Source organism: Aeromonas sp. FDAARGOS 1407 (genome assembly GCF_019048725.1).
Taxonomy (GTDB): domain Bacteria; phylum Pseudomonadota; class Gammaproteobacteria; order Enterobacterales; family Aeromonadaceae; genus Aeromonas; species Aeromonas enteropelogenes.
On sequence record NZ_CP077399.1, the window covers coordinates 1181396 to 1197976 of the forward strand.

General features: G+C 62.1%; 15 protein-coding genes. 7 read left to right on the forward strand and 8 right to left on the reverse strand.

Going from position 1 to position 16581, the window contains the following annotated elements; translation table 11 throughout:
* Positions 1-103 precede the first annotated feature (103 nt).
* Positions 104-499, forward strand: a complete 396-nt coding sequence (locus I6L37_RS05630; RefSeq protein WP_026457237.1) for a thioesterase family protein — start codon at positions 104-106, stop codon at positions 497-499.
* Positions 500-531: 32 nt separating this feature from the next.
* The gene (locus tag I6L37_RS05635; RefSeq protein ID WP_216993473.1) at positions 532-1245 is read left to right on the forward strand and encodes a hypothetical protein; all 714 of its coding nucleotides are present in this window, start codon (positions 532-534) and stop codon (positions 1243-1245) included.
* Positions 1246-1296: 51 nt separating this feature from the next.
* Here the strand turns inward: I6L37_RS05635 and tyrS are convergent, their stop codons facing one another.
* On the reverse strand, positions 1297-2565 hold the full coding sequence (gene tyrS / locus I6L37_RS05640; RefSeq protein ID WP_216993474.1) for a tyrosine--tRNA ligase: 1269 nt from the start codon (positions 2563-2565) through the stop codon (positions 1297-1299).
* 150 nt (positions 2566-2715) lie between these two features.
* Here tyrS and I6L37_RS05645 point away from each other — a divergent pair, with 150 nt between their 5' ends.
* The gene (locus I6L37_RS05645) at positions 2716-3549 is read left to right on the forward strand and encodes a helix-turn-helix transcriptional regulator (RefSeq protein ID WP_216993475.1); all 834 of its coding nucleotides are present in this window, start codon (positions 2716-2718) and stop codon (positions 3547-3549) included.
* A 9-nt stretch (positions 3550-3558) separates the two neighbouring features.
* On the opposite strand, the gene I6L37_RS05650 is transcribed toward I6L37_RS05645, so the two are convergent.
* Together I6L37_RS05650 and I6L37_RS05655 are read right to left on the reverse strand one after the other, a co-directional pair.
* Positions 3559-4335 (reverse strand): ABC transporter substrate-binding protein, encoded by a 777-nt coding sequence (locus tag I6L37_RS05650; RefSeq protein ID WP_042025001.1) that lies wholly within the window; start codon positions 4333-4335, stop codon positions 3559-3561.
* A gap of 149 nt (positions 4336-4484) precedes the next feature.
* Positions 4485-5540, reverse strand: a complete 1056-nt coding sequence (locus I6L37_RS05655; protein ID WP_216993476.1) for a hypothetical protein — start codon at positions 5538-5540, stop codon at positions 4485-4487.
* A 222-nt stretch (positions 5541-5762) separates the two neighbouring features.
* Between I6L37_RS05655 and I6L37_RS05660 the strand changes: the two genes are divergently transcribed.
* Positions 5763-6080, forward strand: coding sequence for a DUF1496 domain-containing protein (locus I6L37_RS05660; protein WP_216993477.1), 318 nt, complete (start codon positions 5763-5765; stop codon positions 6078-6080).
* A 294-nt stretch (positions 6081-6374) separates the two neighbouring features.
* On the opposite strand, the gene I6L37_RS05665 is transcribed toward I6L37_RS05660, so the two are convergent.
* Positions 6375-7820: a catalase gene (locus tag I6L37_RS05665; RefSeq protein ID WP_216993478.1), complete on the reverse strand. Its 1446-nt coding sequence runs from the start codon at positions 7818-7820 to the stop codon at positions 6375-6377.
* Positions 7821-7981: 161 nt separating this feature from the next.
* On the opposite strand from I6L37_RS05665, the gene I6L37_RS05670 reads away from it, so the two are divergent.
* Complete coding sequence (locus I6L37_RS05670) at positions 7982-8473, forward strand: GNAT family N-acetyltransferase (RefSeq protein ID WP_216993479.1); 492 nt, start codon at positions 7982-7984, stop codon at positions 8471-8473.
* Positions 8474-9337, forward strand: coding sequence for a GyrI-like domain-containing protein (locus tag I6L37_RS05675; RefSeq protein ID WP_216993480.1), 864 nt, complete (start codon positions 8474-8476; stop codon positions 9335-9337). It abuts the gene before it with no gap.
* A gap of 74 nt (positions 9338-9411) precedes the next feature.
* Here I6L37_RS05675 and I6L37_RS05680 read toward each other — a convergent pair whose 3' ends face one another.
* The 4 genes from I6L37_RS05680 to pepA form a co-directional block, all read right to left on the reverse strand.
* On the reverse strand, positions 9412-9999 hold the full coding sequence (locus I6L37_RS05680) for a superinfection exclusion B family protein (protein WP_026455989.1): 588 nt from the start codon (positions 9997-9999) through the stop codon (positions 9412-9414).
* A 118-nt stretch (positions 10000-10117) separates the two neighbouring features.
* Positions 10118-12982 (reverse strand): valine--tRNA ligase, encoded by a 2865-nt coding sequence (locus I6L37_RS05685; protein ID WP_216993481.1) that lies wholly within the window; start codon positions 12980-12982, stop codon positions 10118-10120.
* Positions 12983-13047: 65 nt separating this feature from the next.
* Positions 13048-13503, reverse strand: a complete 456-nt coding sequence (locus tag I6L37_RS05690) for a DNA polymerase III subunit chi (protein WP_216993482.1) — start codon at positions 13501-13503, stop codon at positions 13048-13050.
* Positions 13504-13677: 174 nt separating this feature from the next.
* Complete coding sequence (gene pepA, locus I6L37_RS05695) at positions 13678-15186, reverse strand: leucyl aminopeptidase (protein ID WP_026455991.1); 1509 nt, start codon at positions 15184-15186, stop codon at positions 13678-13680.
* A gap of 172 nt (positions 15187-15358) precedes the next feature.
* On the opposite strand from pepA, the gene lptF reads away from it, so the two are divergent.
* Positions 15359-16471, forward strand: a complete 1113-nt coding sequence (gene lptF, locus I6L37_RS05700; RefSeq protein WP_216993483.1) for an LPS export ABC transporter permease LptF — start codon at positions 15359-15361, stop codon at positions 16469-16471.
* Positions 16472-16581: the final 110 nt, after the last annotated feature.

A 16581-nucleotide genomic window follows, 5' to 3' on the forward strand; every position in this document is an offset into this window, starting at 1 on the left:
GAGCGCCGCGGCATGTACCTGTCCTTTTGGGTCTCTCATCGGGTAACATCTTGATCCATCAATGATGGCGAGTCGCCAATCCCTGCTGACAAGGAGTCACCTCATGCTGGAAATGCAGATCCACCCCCGTTTTCAGGAGACAGATGCCCTCGGACACATCAACAATACGGTGCCGGCGGTCTGGTTCGAATCGGCGCGGGATCCCCTGTTCCGGATCTTCTCCCCCGAGCTGGACGTGCACAACTGGCACTTGATCATCGCGGGCTACACGGTGCAGTTCAAACGGGAGCTGTTCTACGGTCAGCCGGTTCTGATCAAAACCGGGGTGCGCCGCATCGGTTCAAGCTCCTTCACGCTCTGGCAGGAAGCCTGGCAGGGAGGCGAGCTGGCCGTCACCGCCGAGACGACCCTGATCCATTTCGATTACCAAACCCGCCAGTCCCTGCCCCTGAGCGAGACCCATCGCGAGGGGCTGCGCGCCTGGCTGATAGAGAGTTAACCCTGGCCTTGATGGCCAATGACAGGACACTTATGCGCAATACCGTGATCGCCCTGAGCCTCGGCCTGGGGCTGGGACTCTGTTCCCTTTCTGCCGTGGCAAGCCCCCTTGAAGAGCAGTTCACCCTGATGGAGAAGGGGGCCGATAGTGCCCTCGATACCCGGCTACTGAGTTACGACGGCGTCGACATCCAGGCCTGGATCGACGGCGCCCCCGTCATCATCGCCGTGCCCATCATGAACGAGCAGGGCAAGCAGGAGGGGGAGAGCCGTTACTACTTCAAGGGGGGCAAGCTGTCCGGCGTGAAGGAGCCTGCCGCCCGGTTCGGTTTCGATGACGGGGGCAAGCTGGTCCAGTGGCTGGACGAGAAGGGTCAGCCCGCCGAGTTTGTCAGCAAGATGAGCATGCAGCAGCGCGAGAGCTGGCTCACCAAACGGGCTGCCGAGCTGGCCGGGCTGTTCGCCCCCAGCCCGGCGGAGCGCAAGGCGGCCAGCGGCGGTGTCAAGCTCAAGGGGGCCGATCTTGCCCACTGGCTCTGCAGTGGCAAGCTGATGGCACTGGCCGGGGGCGACAAGGTGATCTTCGAGCAGGATAAGCTCAAGGTCAGCGAGCAGGGGATCGCGGGGGAGGTCTCCCTGCGCCAGGAGAAGGGGTGGCAGGATCTTGGCCTCCAGTGCGAGGTACAGGGCACCCAGGTGACTCGCCTCACCTGGCGGCCGCTACCTGGGGCCAACAAGCCGCAATGAGAAAACAGCAAGGGGGCCATGTCGGCCCCCTTGTCGTATCAGTCAGTTGGCTCAATCCAGCCACTCCACCAGATGGTACTGCTTCTTGCCCCGGCGCAGCAGCAGGTAGCGGTCAAACAGGCGCTCGCCCCGGCCCAGCTGTTCATCCTGCCGGATTTCGCCGTTGAGGCTGATGGCTCCCGCCGCCAGCAGCTCGCGGGCGATGCGCTTCGAGCTGACCAGGCCGCAGCTCACCAGCAGGCTAACCAGGTCTGTCTCCCCCTCGATACGGCTGCTCGGCATACCATCCTGCGCCAGCTGGGCCAGGTCGCTCTCCCCGAGGCGGGCCACGTCGCCACAAAACAGCAGCTCGCTGATGCGCCGCACCGCCGCCAGCGCCTCCTTGCCGTGGACCAGTTCGGTCAGCTCGTCCGCCAGCACCTGCTGCGCCTGCTTGCGCCCCTGCCGTGTGGCATCCTCCGCCTCCAGCTCGTCGATGGCAGCTAAGGGCAGGAAGCTGTAGTAGCGCAGGAAGCGGTAGACATCCTCGTCCGCAGTGCCAAGCCAGAACTGGTAGAAGGCGTAGGGAGAGGTGAGCAGCGGATCGAGCCAGACTGCCCCGCCCTCGGTTTTGCCGAACTTGGTGCCATCGGCCTTGGTGATGAGGGGCAGGGTCATGCCGTAGACCTGGGCCTGATGGAGGCGGCGGGTGAGATCCATGCCGCTGGTGATGTTGCCCCACTGATCGTTGCCGCCAATCTGCAGGGTGCAGCCGAGGCGCTGGTGCAGCACGGCAAAGTCCTGGGACTGCAGCAGGGCGTAGGAGAACTCGGTGAAGGAGATGCCCTGATCCGGGCGGGCCAGCCGTTGGCGCACCGATTCCCGTGCCAGCATGGCGTTGACCGAGAAGTGCTTGCCGATGTCGCGCAGGAAGTCGAGGGCCGACATCTGCCCCATCCAGTCGGCATTGTTGACCAGCACGGGGGCAGCCAGTCCGTCGCTTGCCGGTAGCAAAGCCTTGATCTGGGCCGACAGGCTGGCCACCCAGCCCTGCACGGTGTCGGTACTGTTGAGGGTTCGTTCGGTTGCCTTGAAACTGGGGTCGCCGATAAGGCCGGTGGCGCCGCCCACCAGGGCCACCGGGGTGTGACCCGCCAGCTGGAAGCGGCGTAGCATCAACAGCGGCACCAGGTGGCCGATATGCAGGCTGCCGGCGGTGGGATCGAACCCGCAATAGACGGTGCGCGGATCGGCCAGGTGGGAGGCCAGCGCCTCCGGGTCGGAATTCTGGGCGATAAGCCCGCGCCGGGTCAGCTCGTCAAGCAGATGGGGGTTGATCATGGGGGCTCCAACAACAGGGGAAAAGCCCTTATCCTCACCGTTAGGGGGGCCTCGCCGCTATGTCCCCCAGGGGACAGTTTTGCCACTGGCGTGCTAGCATCACAGGGTGTGACGGGGTGCCCTCTTCCCCGCAGCGGGAGCGACAACACCATGACCGGCAGCCACTCATCCAGCACCAACCCATCGCTTATTCCCCACCTGACCGAGGTGGTCGAGGCCCTGAACGGCAGTGCCTTTCCGGCGGCCCTGGTGCGGCTCATTCGCCAGCAGGTGGCCTTCGATTGCGCGCTCTTGTTGGGAGTCGGCCAGCGCCCCGTTTACCTCTATGACAACCTGAACCATCAGCGGGCGCTGTTGTTTGATCGCTACCTCACCAGCCACTTCAGTCAGGATCCCTTTATGCAGGCGTTGAAGGCGGGCCTGGGGGCAGGGGTCTGGACCCTGGCCCAGGTGTCACAGGGCAGGCTGGATCCCGACTATCGTCAGCACTTCTACCAGGCTACCGGCTGGCAGGAGGAGGTGGGGCTTATCCTGCCGGTGCGCGAGGAGCTGACCCTGGTGCTGTTTCTGGGGCGCCTCGGCAAGCGCCAGAGCCTTGGGGCGGCAGAGCTGGCCAGGCTGGAGGAGTTGTTCCCCCTGGTGCACTCACTTTGCCGCCAGCACTGGCAGCAGGCACAACCGCGGCTGGCGGAGGGAACCGCCCTGCCGGACAGCGCCCTTATCAAGAGGGCGGTGGAGCAGGGGATGGCTAGCGTGGGAGGGGATCTGCTCACCCGCCGGGAGCGGCAGGTGGCCGGGTTATTGCTGCAGGGGCTGGATACCGACGCGATTGCTGCCGAGCTCGGGATTGGCAGCGGTACGGTGAAGAATCACCGCAAGCACCTTTATGGCAAGTTGCGCCTCGGTTCGCGCGCCGAGCTGTTCCATTTCTTCCTGAATCACCTGATCACGGCGCCACAGACTCCTGCCGGGGCGGGAGAGTAATGGCGGCGTTTATTTTATGCGCAGCAGAGGGGACTGGGATTTGGGCAGGGTGCTGGCCTGCTGGTAACGGGCCAGCAACTGCTGGAACTCGCGGCTCTGGCGCACCTTGTCCAGTGCCTGCTGCAGGCGGGCGACCTGTCGTTTGTCGGCCAGCGGATTGAAGGCAAAGCAGTTGTCCTGCTCTTCCAGTATGGCGACAGTAACGAAGTCTTCGTTGGGAAAGCCCAGCTCCCTGACCTGATGGCGCAACATCACCTCGTTGCCCGCCACCAGATCGGTGCGTGCCATGATGAGCTGGCGCACCACCTGATCCATCCGCTCGACTGCCATCATGTTGCCCGGGGCCAGTCCCCGGTTCAGCAACAGCTGCTCCCCCACATCGGCTTGCATGACGCCGATCCGCAGCGGGGCGAGATCCTCCCGGCTGGCGACTTTGGGGGCATTCTGTTTGCGGCCCATCAGGGAGACCCGTGAATTGCTGATGGGGCAGACCCAGAGAAAGTGGGGATCCCGCTCCCGGGTGCGCGCCGTACTGAACAACACGGCATCCGGTTGCTGGGTCAGCAGGTACCAGCCACGAGCCCAGGGCAGAAAGTGGATGGGCTGCTCCGGCTCACCCATCTCGCGCCACATCAGGCGCAGCAGCTCGACGGCCATACCGATGGATTTGCCGTCCTTGTCCTGGCCATTGAGCGGCATGTTCTGCTCGGAATAGTAGATAAGCGCCGGCGCCGGAAGGGCAATCAGCAGAGAGAGCAAGGCGAGAGCCGCGAGCAGGTGGCGCATGGTGCACTCCTTCCATCGAGTGTGCCTGAGACTATCTAACAGTCTATGTGCCCTTTGCCATAACGTCACAAGCTGGTGGTGGATATCCTGCGTCACCGGGCCAATCCAATAGAGCGGAAAAAAACAGGCCACCTCGCGGTGGCCTGTTGTCATTTGAACAGAGCTTCCAGTTCGGCTTCGGCCTGGGTCCGGGCTTCGGTTTGCGCCTCGTCGCTCAGGGGGGCGGTCGCGCTGCTGAGCGCTTTGGCCGCCTCCTGGCTGACGGTGGCTGCCGCACTGCTGGTGGCTTGCTTGGCCTGGGTTGTCACCGCCTTGGTGGCCTCCTGGCTGACGGTGGCTGCCGCATGGCTGGTGGCTTGCTTGGCCTGAGTCGTCACCGCTTTGGTGGCTGCCGCATGGCTGGTGGCTTGCTTGGCCTGAGTCGTCACAACCTTGGTGGCCTCCTGGCTGACGGTGGCTGCCGCGCTGCTGGTGGCTTGCTTGGCTTGGGTCGTCACCGCCTTGGTGGCCTCCTGGCTGATGCTGGCTGCCGCGCTGCCGGTGACTTGTTTGGCCTGAGTCGTGACCGCCTTGGTGGCCGCCTGGCTGGTGGAGGTCGCCACGCTGTTGACGCCCTGTTTGGCGGTATCGGCGATGGTCTTGCCAGCCTGCTGGCTCAGGGCGTCGGTGACGCTGCCTTGGGTCCCATTCACGACGGTGTCGAGGATGGCATTGCTGCCCGCACCACTCAGGGTGGCGGCTGCCTGGGTGATGGGATTGCTCTGCCAGCCTTGCATTGCGCTTGGCCAGACGGGGGCCGTGGCCGCCAGATTCTCACCAAAGGTCTGGGTAGAGCCATCCCCTTTTTGCAGCAGCACGGACATCTGGTTGGTTTGCGAGTTCCACACCATGCCGGCCTGCTTGGCGATGTCCGGTACCGGGGCGTAGCGGGAGATCACGTAGAACAGGGGGCCCTCCTGTTGCAGCTCGTTGGCGGTCTTGAGCAGCTGCATGGTGGTGTCGTAGTTGGGGCCGAGGATGGCGGTCATCCGATCCTTGATCAGCGGTTGTTCGAACAGATTGACTTCATTGGGGTCGAAGCCGACCAGTGGCTTGAGCAGGGCCCACATCAGCTGGCTGGTGGGGCTCATCATCAACAGGGGGGCAACGCAGGCAGACAACATCAGGCTCAGGCAGGCCGCCTTGAGCAACGGCATGATACGCATCGGGATAATATCCAATAACGATTTGATAAATAAGGTTATATTTTGTCTTGAAACGACAAATTCACCGGGAATGTGCTGCTGGCCGCGAGATGCTGCCGGCGGGCGCTGGCAGGCTACCATATTGGTTCCGGAATACCAGCCAGTCGTCTATTTATCGGTCAAGTAAACCCGGGGAGTGGTCGCTTCCTGAAAAGAGCTTCCACAGAAAACAGGATGACCCCTATGAGATACCTCTTGCCCTGCCTGCTGGCGCTTCTCTGGCAGACCCCTGCGCAGGCCTCGTTGAAGACGACGGTCGTGGATGATTCGGCCGCTACCGAGCTGGTGTTGCCGCTGAACGCCTTGTCGGAGCGTATCTGCTGGTACCAGGATCAGAAATATTCCCAGGGGGCGCGCATCCGGCAGGGAGATACCTGGCTGGAGTGCGGGCCGCAAAACGAGCTGGAGAGCAATGGCCCCCTGATCTGGCGCTCCCCGGTGGAGGCTAGTGCCGAGCCGGCGAGGGACAAAAACCGTCAGACAATTACCGTCGGCCAGTGAGCTTTTCTTGATCCAGCTAAAGACACAGACGTGATCCATATCGCATAATGCACCTCCTTTCATCTCATGGCTGGAACCTAAGAAATGGCTCGTCGCTCTTCCAATGCACAACGTCGTCGCAGTAGCTGGTGGTACAAACGCCTGTTGGCCAGAGAGCGGGAAGAACGGGAAGCACGTTCCGTCCGAGATTGATGCAGCATTGAAAAACGGAGCCTCGGCTCCGTTTTTTGTGCATGACAACTGGCGACTGTACAAACGGAGGCCCTCGGGCCCCCGTTTTTATTGGCAGACCGCTTAGCGCTGCAGGGCAGCCAGGGCCAGCTCTACCCGCTTGGCATATTCGGGGTCGGCCTGCTCGAAGTGCTTGAGCTGGGCCGCGACGATGGCGTCGTCCTCCACATTGACCAGGGAGCGGGCCAGGTTGGCGGTGAGCCGCGCGCGTTGCCCCTCGTCCATCAGGCGGAACAGCGCCCCCGGCTGGCTGTAGTAGTCGCTGTCGTAGTCGCGAAAATCGTAGTGCAGCGCCGCTCCTTCCAGGCTCAGGGCCGGCTCGTGCTGGCCACTCGGGGTCTGGGTGCCGAAGCGGTTCGGCTGGTAGTTGGGGCTGGCGCCACCGTTGCCATCGCTGCGCATAGCGCCATCACGGTGCGCGGTGTGGAACGGGCAGCGCGGGGCGTTGACCGGCAGCAGGCCGTGGTTGACCCCGAGGCGATAGCGCTGGGTGTCGCCGTAGGAGAACAGCCGCCCCTGCAGCATGCGATCCGGCGAGAAGCCGATGCCGGGCACCACGTTGGCCGGGGTGAAGGCGGCCTGCTCCACGTGGGCGAAGTAGTTGTCCGGGTTCTGGTTGAGCTCCAGCACGCCGACCGGGATCAGCGGGTAGTCGCTGTGGGGCCACACCTTGGTGAGGTCGAACGGGTGCACCTTGCTGGTGTGGGCCTCGGCCTCCGGCATCACCTGCACATAGACCTTCCAGCGCGGGAAGTCGCCGCGCTCGATGGCGTTGTAAAGGTCGGCCTGGCTGGTCTCCCGATCCTGGCCGACCACGGTGGCGGCCTCTTCATCGGTGTAGAAGCTGTGACCCTGCTCGGTCTTGAAGTGGAACTTGACCCAGAAGCGCTCGTTCGCGTCGTTGATGAAGCTGAAGGTGTGGCTGCCGTAGCCGTTCATCTCGCGCAGGCTCTTGGGGATGCCGCGGTCGCTGAACAGGATGGTGACCTGGTGCAGGGATTCCGGGTGACGGGACCAGAAGTCCCAGGCGGCGGTGGCGCTGCGCAGGTTGGTGCGCGGGTCGCGCTTCTGGGTGTGGATGAAGTCGGGAAACTTCAGCGGATCGCGGATGAAGAAGACCGGAGTGTTGTTACCCACCAGATCCCAGTTGCCCTGCTCGGTGTAGAACTTGAGGGCAAAGCCGCGCACGTCGCGCTCGGCATCGGCGGCACCCTTCTCGCCCGCCACGGTGGAGAAGCGCAGGAATACCGGGGTCTGCTTGCCGATGGCGTTGAACAGGTCGGCCTTGCTGAACTGGCTGATGTCATGGGTCACGGTGAAGGTACCGTAGGCGCCCGAGCCCTTGGCGTGCACCACCCGCTCCGGGATGCGCTCGCGATCGAAATGGGCGAGTTTTTCCAGCAACCAGACATCCTGCAGCAGGACGGGGCCGCGCGGGCCGGCGGTGAGGCTGTTGTTGTTGTCGACGACGGGGGCGCCGTTGGCGCTGTGCAGGGTCTTGTCGGTCATGATGCTTCTCCTCGTTGATATGGGGTCCAGCCTACGGATCACGAGACAAAGGCGCCAATGGGCCTTTCCTCACCTTTTGATAGGCATTGCAAATGGGTGTGGCAGGGGGTGACCGGCTCCTTGTGATGCTGCATGATGAAGCTTTCGAGAAGGAGCCTCAGATGCATATCACCATCCGCCATGCCGAACCGGCCGACGCCCCCGCCCTGCGGGATCTCTACGCCATGCCCAATGCCCAGGCGGGCACCTTGCAACTGCCCTATCCGACCCTGGGGGTCTGGCAGAAGCGGCTGGAGAGCGGCAGCGTGGTGGCGCTGGTAGCGGAGGTCGATGGCCTGCTGGCAGGGAATATTTCACTCCATATCGAGCCCAATCCCAGGCGCAAGCATGTTGCCTCTATCGGCATGGGGGTAAGGGATGACTGGGCCGGCAAGGGGGTGGGCTCGGCTCTGCTGGTGGCGGCGCTGGAGATGGCCGACAACTGGCTCAACCTGCGCCGCATCGAGCTCACCGTCTATACCGACAATCAGGCGGCGCAAACGCTCTATCGCAAGTTCGGTTTTGTGGAAGAGGGGCTGGCCCGTGGTTACGCCTTTCGTCAGGGCGAGTATGTGGATGCCCTCTACATGGCGCGGATCAGGGAGGCGGGCTGAGTGGTTGTCGACTATCGGGCCAGATTGCGGCCGGTGATCCGGGCGCTGGAGCAGGATCCCGACCTTTCCATCGAGGCGTTGGCGAGCCACGCCTGCCTCTCCTTCTACCACTTCCACCGGGTGTTTACCGCCGTGGCTGGCGAGACGCCAGGGGAGATGTGCCGGCGCCTGCGCATGCAGCGGGCGGCCTGGCAGCTCTGTTACACCGACGCCAGCGTTACCGCCATTGCCCTCGGGGCGGGGCTTGCCAGCTCCCAGGCGTTTGCCAAGGCGTTTCGTCGCCACTACGGCTGCACTCCGGGGGAGTTTCGCCGCGACAAGCGCAAGAATGGACACCTGGAGAGCAAGGAGGGACACGCATGGGATGACCTGCTCCCTTATGCTGAAGGCCAGACATCAGCAAGGAGCAACACCATGAAAACTGTCGAGATGGATGCCCGTACCCTGGCCTATATCCGGGTGACCGGTCCCTATGGTGAAGGATATGACGCCGTCTGCGGCCGGCTGCACCAGTGGGCGGCCGTGCGTGGCCTGGAGGGCGGGGAGTGGATCTTCATCTACCACGACAACCCGGAGGTGACGCCGCCGGCCCAGTGCCGCACCGACATCGGCATCACGGTACCGGCCGAGGTGCGTGGCGAAGGGGAGGTGGAGACCCAGCTCATCCCCGCCGGACGCTATGCCCAGTCCCGCTACCTCATCACGGATCGCAGCCAGTACGGGCCGCGCTGGCAGGAGCACATCGGCGACATAGTCGCGGCCGGGCTGGAGTTTGGCGACGGCCCCTGCTTCGAGCTCTACCACAGCGTGAGCAACGATCCGCTGCAGGATGACGTGAGCTTCTGCTCCAGCCTCAAGGGGTAAGCCACAGGGCTGATAAAAGAGGGATAAAACAGAGCCGGACAGTGTCCGGCTCTGTTCTTTTCGGGAAGCGGCGTTTAGCGCTGGAAGCTCTTCTGGGCGAACTTGGGACGGGCGTTCATGATCTGCTCCACCTGCTCCTCGCTCATCTTGCCGCGCGAAAGCCCCAGCACTTTGTAGGTGAGCAGCGGCCGGGCCGGCAGGGCGATCATCAGGGCACGGATCTGGTTCTCGTCATCCTTCTCCCGCAGCGGTCTGCCATAGGCGTAGGTGAGCACGCCGGCATCCATCAGATTTTTGACGGCAGGTTCGGTGATCGGCAGGTTTATGACGCTTTTACGCTGCAGCACGAACTCCCGCAGCACCGCCTTCTCGTTGAAGTCGAGAAAGCCGATCATCTGGGCCAGCTGGTCCTGCTGGCGGCGTGATTGCCACTCTTCGCAACCCCACTCCCAGGCGATGAGGAATCCCTGACTGCAGAAGTAGGAGATGGCGATCAGCATGCCGACCCCCAGCCAGGCCGCGTGATCCGTGGCCCACTGGCTGACGGCGCCGTTCATCAGAGCGGCCGGAAACAGCAATATGATGCTGCAGCAGAGCAGCAACCAGACCATCAGCCAGTTAAGGCGGTTCAGTTGATAGAAATGTTGGATCCACCGTTTCATCGCTCATCCTTCCCAAACTGTTGTGGATAGTGAACAACACTCAGCAAAGGGTGTGCCAACGCAGCACAAATAAAAAAGCCCCCTTGGCAGGGGGCTTTTCGGGACTGGACGGGTCGACTTACAGGGCGGCGATTTCGGCCTGCTGGGCTTCCAGCTTGGTCAGCTGGAGACGATAATCTTCCAGCTTCTCGCGCTCCTTGGCGATGACCGCTTCCGGCGCCTTGGCGACGAAGGCCTCGTTGCCGAGCTTGCCTTCGATGCGGCCGCACTCGCCCACCAGACGGGCTACCTCTTTGGCCAGACGGGCCAGTTCGGCATCCTTGTCGATGAGACCGGCCATCGGGATCATCAACTCGGTGGCACCGATCAGCTTCTTCACCGACAGGGGCGCGGCTTCACCTTCGCCAAGCACGCGGATGGATTCCAGACGGGCCAGGGACTTGAGGAAGGCCTCGTTTTCTGCGGCGCGCTCGGCATCCTTGGCATCGCACTTGAGCAGCACGTTGAGGGGCACGCTCGGCGCCACGTTCATCTCGGCGCGGATGTTGCGGATGCTGACGATAAACTCCTTCACCCACTCCTGATCCGCCATCGCGGCGTCGTCCACCTTGGTGGCGTCGAACTCCGGGAAGGCCTGCATCATGATGGTGTCGGCGTGTACGCCGGCCAGCGGGGCCACCGACTTCCAGATGGTCTCGGTGATGAACGGAATGATCGGGTGCGCCAGACGCAGCAGAGTCTCAAGAACAGTCACCAGGGTGTGGCGGGCAGCGCGCTGCTCGGCCTCGGAGCCCTTGGTCAGTACCGGCTTGGTCAGTTCCAGATACCAGTCACAGAACTGGTTCCAGATAAATTCGTACAGCACGCCGGCCGCGATATCGAAGCGGTAGGTATCGAGCGCGGTACGGAAATCGCGGATGGCCACCTGCAGCTGGGACTGGATCCAGCGATCCGCCAGGCTGAACTGCATCTCGCCGCCATTACCTTGCGAAGAGAAGCCGCAATCCTGATCTTCGGTATTCATCAGCACATAGCGGGAGGCGTTCCACAGCTTGTTGCAGAAGTTGTTGTAGCCATCCAGGCGCTTCATGTCCCAGTTGATGTCGCGACCGGTAGAGGCGAGCGCCGCCAGGGTGAAGCGCAGGGCGTCGGTGCCGTGGGCGCCGATCCCTTCCGGGAACTGCTTGGCAGTCCGCTTGGCGATCTTCTCGGCCATCTGCGGCTGCATCATGTTGCCGGTGCGCTTCTCCAGCAAATCTTCCAGGCTGATGCCGTCGATCATGTCGAGGGGATCCAGCACGTTGCCCTTGGACTTGGACATCTTCTGGCCTTCTTCGTCACGAATGAGGCCGGTAATGTAGACGGTCTTGAACGGCACTTGTGGCTGGCCGTTTTCGTCCTTGATGAAGTGCATGGTCATCATGATCATCCGGGCGATCCAGAAGAAGATGATGTCGAAGCCGCTCATCAGCACGTCGGTCGGGTGGAAGGTCTTGAGCGCTTCTGTGTTGTTCGGCCAGCCTAGGGTGGAGAAGGTCCACAGGGCGGAGCTGAACCAGGTATCGAGCACGTCTTCGTCCTGACGCAGTACGGTCACGGACGGGATGTTGTGCTTGGTACGCACTTCCTCTTCGCTGCGGCCCACATAGACGTTGCCGGCGTCGTCATACCATGCCGGGATGCGGTGACCCCACCACAGCTGACGGGAGACGCACCAGTCCTGAATGTCGCGCATCCAGGAGAAGTACATGTTCTCGTATTGCTTGGGCACGAACTGGATGCGGCCATCTTCGACGGCTTCGATGGCGGTTTTGGCCATGGGCGCCACGCGTACGTACCACTGGTCGGTCAGCATCGGCTCGATGGGCACGCCACCGCGATCGCCGTAAGGCTGCTGCAGCACGTGATCCTTGATCTCGTCCAGCAGGCCCAGCTCTTCCAGCTTGGCCAGGATCGCCTTGCGGGCTGCGAAGCGCTCCAGACCGGCGAACTCGGCCGGCAGGGCGGCGTCGTAGGCAGTGCAGGGGTTGCCGTTGGTATCGACCACTTCGGCCTCGGCGCGCACGTGGGCGTCCAGGGTGAAGATGTTGATCATCGGCAGGCTGTGGCGCTTGCCGACTTCGTTATCGTTGAAGTCGTGGGCCGGGGTGATCTTCACGCAGCCGGTGCCCTTCTCCATGTCGGCGTGCTCATCGGCGACGATGGGGATCAGACGGTTCACCAGCGGCAGCAGGATGTGCTGGCCGATCAGGGCTTTGTAGCGGGGATCTTCCGGGTTCACGGCGACCGCGGTATCGCCCAGCATGGTCTCCGGACGGGTAGTGGCGACGATCAGGTAATCCTTGCCCTCGGCGGTCTTGGCGCCGTTGGCCAGCGGGTAGCGCAGGTGCCACATGTGGCCCTTGATCTCGCGGTTTTCCACTTCCAGATCGGAGATGGCGGTGTTGAGCTTGGGATCCCAGTTCACCAGGCGCTTGCCGCGGTACATCAGGCCATCTTCGTAGAGACGGACGAACACTTCCTGCACGGCGGCGGAGAGACCCTCATCCATGGTGAAGCGCTCGCGCTCCCAGTCCACGGAATCACCGAGACGGCGCATCTGGCGGGTGATGGTGCCACCGGACTCTTCCTTCCACTGCCAGATCTTGTCGATGAAGGCATCACGGCCGTAATCGTGACGGGTTTTGCCCTCTTCTGCGGCGATCTTGCGCTCAACCACCATCTGGGTGGCGATACCGGCGTGGTCGGTACCCGCCTGCCACAGGGTGTTCTTGCCCTGCATGCGGTTGTAGCGGATCAGGGTGTCCATCAGGGTCTGCTGGAAGGCGTGACCCATGTGCAGGCTGCCGGTGACGTTCGGCGGCGGGATCATGATGCAGAAGGAGTCTTTGCTGGTATCGCCGTGGGGCTTGAAGTAGCCCTGAGATTCCCAGTGCTGGTAGAGCGCCTGTTCGATGGCGTTGTGATTAAAAGTCTTTTCCATGGTCTCGCCGTATTCTGGATGGATGGATTCTGGTGTTGATTCGTCGTGGATCACAGGCGGCGCAGTCAGGGCTGCGCCGGATCCGGTGCGGCAAGGACGGGCTGATCCCTCATCTCGAGGGTATGGCCCGCCTGGCGATAGTGCTTGTAGCGCTCGCGGGCTTGCTGCTTTTGCGTTTCGTCAGTGGGGACAAAATCTACCACTTGAGCGAAGTGTCCTGCAAACAAAGGTGTTTCTCTGGCCAGATTGACGAGGCGGGTGTAGCGCCGCTTCGGTGGCTGGTGGCCTATCTCCACCGGTGCCTGGCCGCTTTCGCCCTGCAGCTGGTGCGGCACGAAGCGATCCGGCGGCAGTTGCCACAGCAGTTCGTCCAGGCGCAGGGCCTGGGCCTCGTCGTCGCAGAACAGGTAGAGGTGGCCTGTGCCCCAGGAGTCGGCCGCCAGTTGGCAGACGAATCGCTCGACGGCACTGCCCCGTTCGTCATCCTGTTCGCTCATCAGGTAAAAAGTCACTTGGCTCATCAGGTGGATCCCGTTTTGCGGTGACGGAAAATTGACCGTCGCCGAGGCTGACAGGGCGTTGTCCTGTCGGCGGCTCACTGACACAAGAATGAAACAAGGAAGAGGCGGGCCTCTTCCTTGTGGTTCGGGGTAACGCCAACCCCATTGATGCACGCATCAGATGGGGCAGGAGAGTTACTCTTTCTCTTCGATATCCACGCCGGCCCGGTTCAGCAGGAACTGGGTCAGCAGGGGCACCGGACGACCGGTGGAACCCTTCTCCTTGCCACTCTTCCAGGCGGTCCCGGCGATATCCAGGTGGGCCCAGTTGTACTTCTTGGTGAAGCGCGACAGGAAGGCGGCGGCGGTGATGGTGCCAGCCGGACGACCGCCGATGTTGGCCATGTCGGCAAACGGGCTGTCGATCTGCTCCTGATACTCGTCGAACAGGGGCAGGCGCCAGGCACGGTCACCGGCCTGTTCGGAGGCGTTGAGCAGCTCATGGGCCAGCGGGTTGTGGTTGGCCAGCAGACCCGAGGTGTGGTGACCCAGGGCAATGACGCAGGCACCGGTCAGGGTCGCCACGTCGATCACGGTATCCGGCTCGAAACGGTCGACATAGGTGAGGGCATCGCACAGTACCAGACGGCCTTCCGCATCTGTGTTGAGCACTTCGATGGTTTGGCCGGACATGGAGGTGAGGATGTCACCCGGACGATAGGCGTTGCCACCCGGCATGTTCTCGCAGCCCGCCAACACGCCGATGACGTTGATGGGCAGCTGCAGCTGGGCCAGGGCGTGCATGGTACCGAGCACGGAGGCGGCGCCGCCCATGTCGTACTTCATCTCGTCCATGCCGTCCGCCGGTTTGATGGAGATGCCGCCGGAGTCAAACGTCAACCCCTTGCCCACCAGCACGATGGGCTTGGCATCCGGATGGCCCTTGTATTCGATGATGGCCATCATGGCTTCGTTTTCCGAGCCGCGGGCCACCGCCAGGTAGGAGTTCATGCCGAGCTCGGCCATCTCCTGCTCGCCCACCACCTTGGTGGTGATGTTGTCGAAGGCATCGGCCAGACGACGGGCCTGGGAGGCCAGATAGGCCGGGTTGCAGACGTTGGGCGGCATGTTGGCCACGTCGCGGCAGACCCGCACCCCTTTCGCCACGGCCAGACCGTGAGCGATGGCTTTTTCGCCTATGGTCAGCTCGCGACGGGTCGGCACGTTGAATACCAGCTTGCGCAGCGGGCGACGCGGCTCGGCCTTGTTGGTCTTGAACTGATCGAAGCTGTAGAGGCCCGCCTTGGTGGTTTCCACCGCCTGGCGCACCTTCCAATAGGTATCCCGACCCTTGACGTGCAGCTCGGTCAGGAAGCAGACCGCTTCCATGGAGCCGGTTTCGTTCAGGGTGGTGATGGTCTTGTTGATGATCTGCTTGTACTGGCGCTCGTCGAGCTCGCGCTCTTTACCACAACCCACCAGCAGCACACGTTCGCTGAGCACGCCCGGAACTTGATGCAGCAGCAGCATTTGACCCGGTTTCCCTTCCAGGTCACCACGGCGCAGCAGCGAGCTGATGTAGCCATCGCTGATCTTGTCCAGTTGTTCGGCAACCGGAGAGAGACGACGGGGTTCGAAGACGCCGACGACGACGCAGGCACTGCGTTGCTTCTCAGGACTGCCACTCTTTACACTGAACTCCATGGAATCTCCTACATCCTAAAGACAAAAGGCACCTTTTATTGAATAATGCGGTGCTTGTTGGGGTATCAGAGGCGGAGCGAACAGCCACTGGCTCCGCAGTTCAAACTGGTAAAAATCCAGTATACGGCCCTATTTTTCAGGCATTCGACTAAAAACACAAGTTTACTTGGGAATGACTGTGATCGTTTTCCGATATTTGTTCAGGGAAACCCTGAAAACCCAGCTGGCAGTGTTATTCGTATTGCTGCTTATCTTTGTTAGCCAACAATTCATCAAGATCATTGGCGATGCCGCCGATGGTGAGGTGCCGACGCGTCTGGTTTCCACCCTGCTGCTGCTCAACCTGCCGAACATGGCCTTGTTGATGCTGCCAATCAGCCTGTTTTTAGCCATCTTGTTCGCCCACGGTCGTCTGTACGCAGAAAGCGAGATGACAGTGATGCATGCGGTGGGTTTCAGCCATCGTTTCGTGATGCGCAGCGCCATGGTACTGGCCTTGCTGACGGCGGCCGTGGCCGCCTTCAATACCGGTTGGGTAGCCCCCTTGGCCAAGGAGCGGGAATACCAGGTGATCGACGAATTCAAGGCCGATCCCGGGGTTTCCTTCCTGCAGGCCGGTCGTTTCATGGAGCTCGACAAGGGGCGGCTGGTTGCCTACATCCAGGATTTGAACGAAAACGGCTCCAAGTTGCAGAAAGTCTTCGTGTTGCAGCGGGCCGAGGGGAACAAGCCTCCTTCAGTGGTCGTTGCGGACGAAGGTGTAGTGAGCGTTGATGATGACGGGCTGCAATGGCTGACTCTGAAGGATGGTTCCCGTTACGAGGGGCACTTCTCCGGCAAGCAGTTCCAGATCTCCGATTTTCGCGAGTATGGGCTGGTCGTCCGTCAGCAGGAGATGGAACACTCCAATCGCAAGGCGGCCGCCAAGGCGACCGTGGAGCTGTTGGGGACCCAGGACAACAGCCTGATGGCGGAGCTGCAGTGGCGCATCTCGCTGCCCCTCTCCATTCCGGTGCTGACCCTGCTGGTAGTGCCGCTGGCCAGGGTCAACCCCCGTCAGGGGCGCTATGCCAAGTTGTTGCCGGCCATCCTGCTCTATCTCTCCTATTTCCTGCTGCTCAGTGCCGCCCGTTCGGCCATCGACAGCGGCCGTCTGCCCTACTGGCCCGGGATGTTCCTGGTGCCGCTCGCCTACCTGCTGTTCATCGGCCTGCCTCTCAACCTGCAGGGCACCAGCTGGTGGAACCGGGTGAAGGGTCAGTATTTCAAAAGAAAATCAGCATGATGCTGCAACATAGGAACTTCTGCTGATGTTTGGCATTCTCGACAGACATGGCGACCGGATCACTTTGATGTCGCACCCGCTCTATGCGCCTGTATTTGAGGGAAAAATCA